4 protein-coding genes are annotated in these 4,059 nt (G+C 47.0%); 3 read left to right on the plus strand and 1 reads right to left on the minus strand.

Features of this window, described 5'->3' with window-relative positions; genetic code table 11:
- Together METBU_RS23705 and METBU_RS0108385 are read left to right on the plus strand one after the other, a co-directional pair.
- Nucleotides 1–804: Rpn family recombination-promoting nuclease/putative transposase (locus tag METBU_RS23705; RefSeq protein WP_017840190.1), on the plus strand; the 804-nt coding region annotated here is incomplete at its 5' end.
- Nucleotides 805–1,368: 564 nt separating this feature from the next.
- Nucleotides 1,369–1,995, plus strand: coding sequence for a hypothetical protein (locus tag METBU_RS0108385; RefSeq protein ID WP_017840191.1), 627 nt, complete (start codon nt 1,369–1,371; stop codon nt 1,993–1,995).
- Between the two features lie 49 nt (nt 1,996–2,044).
- Here the strand turns inward: METBU_RS0108385 and METBU_RS0108390 are convergent, their stop codons facing one another.
- Nucleotides 2,045–2,635 (minus strand): Uma2 family endonuclease, encoded by a 591-nt coding sequence (locus tag METBU_RS0108390; protein ID WP_017840192.1) that lies wholly within the window; start codon nt 2,633–2,635, stop codon nt 2,045–2,047.
- A gap of 403 nt (nt 2,636–3,038) precedes the next feature.
- On the opposite strand from METBU_RS0108390, the gene METBU_RS28025 reads away from it, so the two are divergent.
- The gene (locus tag METBU_RS28025) at nt 3,039–3,581 is read left to right on the plus strand and encodes a hypothetical protein (RefSeq protein WP_017840193.1); all 543 of its coding nucleotides are present in this window, start codon (nt 3,039–3,041) and stop codon (nt 3,579–3,581) included.
- Nucleotides 3,582–4,059 lie beyond the last annotated feature (478 nt).

A 4,059-nucleotide genomic window follows, 5' to 3' on the forward strand; every position in this document is an offset into this window, starting at 1 on the left:
CTGCCGGAAAAACACCAAATTCAAGAGTTGCAATTCAATCAAAATGAACGTCAGGGGGCTTCGGCTTTAGACCGCAAAGCGATTTTCGACCTCAGCTGTGTCAGCTCGACCGGCGAATACTTCATTGTAGAATTGCAAAAGGCTAAGCAGAACTTCTTTAAAGATCGTAGCGTGTTTTATTCCACTTTTCCGATTCAACAGCAAGCCGAGCGAGGTGACTGGAATTTTAAGCTGGCTGCGGTTTATACGATCGGCATCCTGGATTTTGTCTTTGATGAAGACGAAAGCCAAGGCCGTCACGAAGTCGTGCATCGGGTCCAATTGAAAAACCAGCATCATCAGGTTTTTTACGACAAATTAACCTTTATTTATTTGACCCTGCCCAATTTTACCAAAACCGAGGATGAACTGGACACTCTGCAAGATAAATGGTTTTACGTGTTCCGCCACCTGCATGAACTGGACGAAATTCCGCCAAGGCTGCGCGAAAGGGTCTTCCTGAGCCTGTTCGAAAAAGCTCGGATCGCCCGCTTTCAACCGGAAGAACGCGACGCCTATGAATCCAGTCTGAAATACTACCGCGATCTAAAAAACGTAATCGACACGGCGAGGGATGAAGGTAGGGAAGAAGGCCGGCTAGATGAAAAACGCAACTTAGCGATCAGAATGATCCGCAGGGAGATGAGCGATGAAGACATAGCCGAACTGACTGGACTCAGCATAGCTGCCCTTGCCGAAATACGTGCTAACCTTGCGCATTTCATTTCAGATGAACCTTTAAAAAATCGTGGTCAAGCGCATTAAAATAACCACCCATTAATTAGTAAAAGGGATCGGGTTACTTTTCTTACCGTCGGCGAAATAAAGAATAAGAAGAGTATCGGCGCTTTGGAATGGCTGGAAAGATTAGCTTACTGTAAGGCTGACCGCATTCCAATCGCTCCCCATTTGGTGAGCATTCTAAATCCCGCCCACCCTTCGACTAGAATCAGGGCGAACGGTTAATCATTAGTGCTCTTGTCCCGCCTTAAGTGGGAAGCCGAATTTCGGCAGTCGCATAGATCGGGTTAGCGCTAGCCTAACCCGACGTTTTATCCATCGATAATCGGGTTACGGCTCTGATTAACTCGACCTTCCCGGCTTCAGATACACCAGAACAAATAACCGCGTAGCCCAGATGGAGCAACGCGCTATCCGGGGCAATCGAAGCCACGAAAGCTCGTATTCCGCTAACGCTGCATACAGACTACGCAATGCCGGCATGATAGTTTTCGGAGCCCCTTGCGCTATGCTAGACTATCGAAACGACCGGGTTTAACGAATAAATCCGGTTAAAAGTGCATCCGCCGGAATACCAGGAGCGAGACCATGACCACCGTAACCCGTGATGAAGTTTGGGAAATGTTTCGCGAAGTGGCACGCCGCTTCGAAGAGACCGATAAGCAATTCAAAGAGACCGATCGAAAATTTCAAGAAACTACTAAGCAATTCAAAGACACCGACCGCAAGTTTCAAGAAACCGACCGTAAATTCCAAAACACCGAACGCCTAGTTAAAGAAGTCAGCAAAAGCATCGGCGACCTGGGCAACCGATTAGGCGAATTCGTACAAGAAATGGTCCGTCCGGCACTCGTGAACTTATTTCGCGAGCGAAACATCGATGTACACGAAGTCCATCCGAACATCTACGTCGAACGCGACGGCGAATCGGCCGAAATCGATTTGTTGGTCGTCAACGAACAAACCGCGATTGCCGTAGAATGCAAAAGCCAAATGACCATTGACGACGTCAACGAACATTTGAACCGACTGGAAAAATTGAAACGCTTATTGCCAAAATACCGGGATGTCGAACTGATGGGCGCTGTTGCCGCCATGGTCATGCCGAATGACGTTGCCCGCTATGCATACCGCGAAGGCCTATACGTACTCGCCCAAAGCGGCAACACCGTCTTAATCCGCAACGACGGCAAATTTTCACCGAAAATTTGGTAACCATTCAGTCACTGCCATCAAGTTAAGACTTTGGCGGAGGAGGAAGGCTTCATGAAAGCTCTTGTTTTTGCAAATAAGCAAGCATATCGGGATTCTGAACACGCCGATAGATATCGGCAACCGACAAAGTCAATCCTACGGATTCAAGCATAAATTCATCGCCTAAAAAATAATGCCGTGACAACCAATCGTTGCTGCGTCTGCAAACTTCGACATCGACAAAATCCTGCTCGATCAAAACCAACTCTTGTAAACATGGAATCGATTGGTAAGCCAAGCGCTTTATCGTTTGATCCATGCGGCGCGTCGATGAAGACAACACTTCGACTAAAACCGTCGGAGACTCCGTGTAATAGGGGTTTTCGGAACGATCCTCACACACCACCATGGCATCGGGATAAAAAAAATTTTCGCCGACTTTAACTTTGACGTTACTGCTATATGCTTCACAGGACGAATTTTGCAATAGTGGTAATAACTGTGAAAAAACATTAATAATGATGCGCTCATGATTCTTACTGGCACCCGCCATCGCATAAGCAACACCATCGATCAACTCATGCTTGATTTCCGAAGACAGCTCACCCAGCAAATAGTCGTCTTCACTAATGCCCTGTTTAATTGCAACGTTTAACGCCATGACTAACCTCAGGTAATTATTCACCCCCTATCGTTCCCACGCTCCAGCGTGGGAATGCAGCCCGAGACGCTCTAGCGTCTCGTACCGCTGGAGCGGTACTCAGACATTCCCACGCAGAGCATGACTGCCATTAAGTTAAGAGAACCCCGTCATTCCGCCATGGATTGGCGGAATCCAGTGCCATGGATGGCAGGCTTTTGAGGCACATTCGAGCCTGAATCCAACATTACTTATTCTGTGACGGCTAAACTTAATGGCAATGACGCAGAGCATGGGAACGAGAATGGTCGTGGAACTGAATACTCACAACCTCAGTAATTCCCGCCATATCTAAAAAACAATTATAAACACGGCATTAGATCATTGATAAAATGCTTATGTCAAAAGTATCAGGAGAGCCGCAATGACCACCGTAACCCGAGATGAAGTCTGGGAAATGTTTCGCGAAGTCGCCCGCCGCTTCGAAGAAACAGACCGAAAATTCAAAGACACCGAACGCCTAGTTAAAGAAGTCAGCAAAAGCATCGGCGATCTAGGCAACCGATTGGGCGATTTCGTACAAGAAATGGTTCGACCGGCACTTGTTAACCTGTTTCGTGAACGCGGCATCGACGTACACGAGGTACACCCGAACATCTATGCCGAAAGAAACGGCGAATCGGCCGAAATTGATCTATTGGTCGTCAACGAACAAACCGCGATTGCCGTGGAATGCAAAAGCCAAATGACCATCGACGATGTCAACGAGCATTTGAACCGGCTGGAAAAACTAAAACGATTATTGCCCAAATATCGGGATGTCGAACTAATGGGCGCAGTTGCAGCAATGGTCATGCCGAATGACGTTGCCCGCTATGCTTACCGAAAAGGCCTATACGTACTCGCCCAAAGCGGCAACACCGTCTTAATCCGCAACGACGGCAAATTTTCACCGAAAATTTGGTAACAGATCCATACACTGTGGAAACTATCGCCAGCTGTAGGATGGGTAGCAGCGAAGCGGAAACCCATCGCTTTGTTTGGGCGTAGGTAAGATTTTAGTAACGCCTTTGGGGCAGATTATTCTGCTGTTTCCCAAGCTCCTGCTTGGGAAACCGATACGTGAAGCTCTAGCTTCGCGATATCAGTAAAAAAGAGGCTAATGTTCCTTCGCTGGCAGCGATTTTATCTTTCCAACGAATTTTTAATATGTTTGCCCTGGTTTTAACCGCCTTTCTCATAGAACCGCGTAAATACGCTCAGCGAAAATCAAAGGAAGATGTCGAGTTCATCTAAAGCTTGAAAAAACCGAACAATATATATACTTCGCCATAACAACTCGCATAAAGCTCAAACCGTGCCGTGAAAGAAAAATATATCAACCTGTTTACCGACTTCGGTTTCAAAAAAGCGTTTGGCGAAGAGGCCAGTAAAGAGCACTTGAT

The sequence above is a fragment of the Methylotuvimicrobium buryatense 5G genome (assembly GCF_000341735.1).
Lineage (GTDB): Bacteria > Pseudomonadota > Gammaproteobacteria > Methylococcales > Methylomonadaceae > Methylotuvimicrobium > Methylotuvimicrobium buryatense.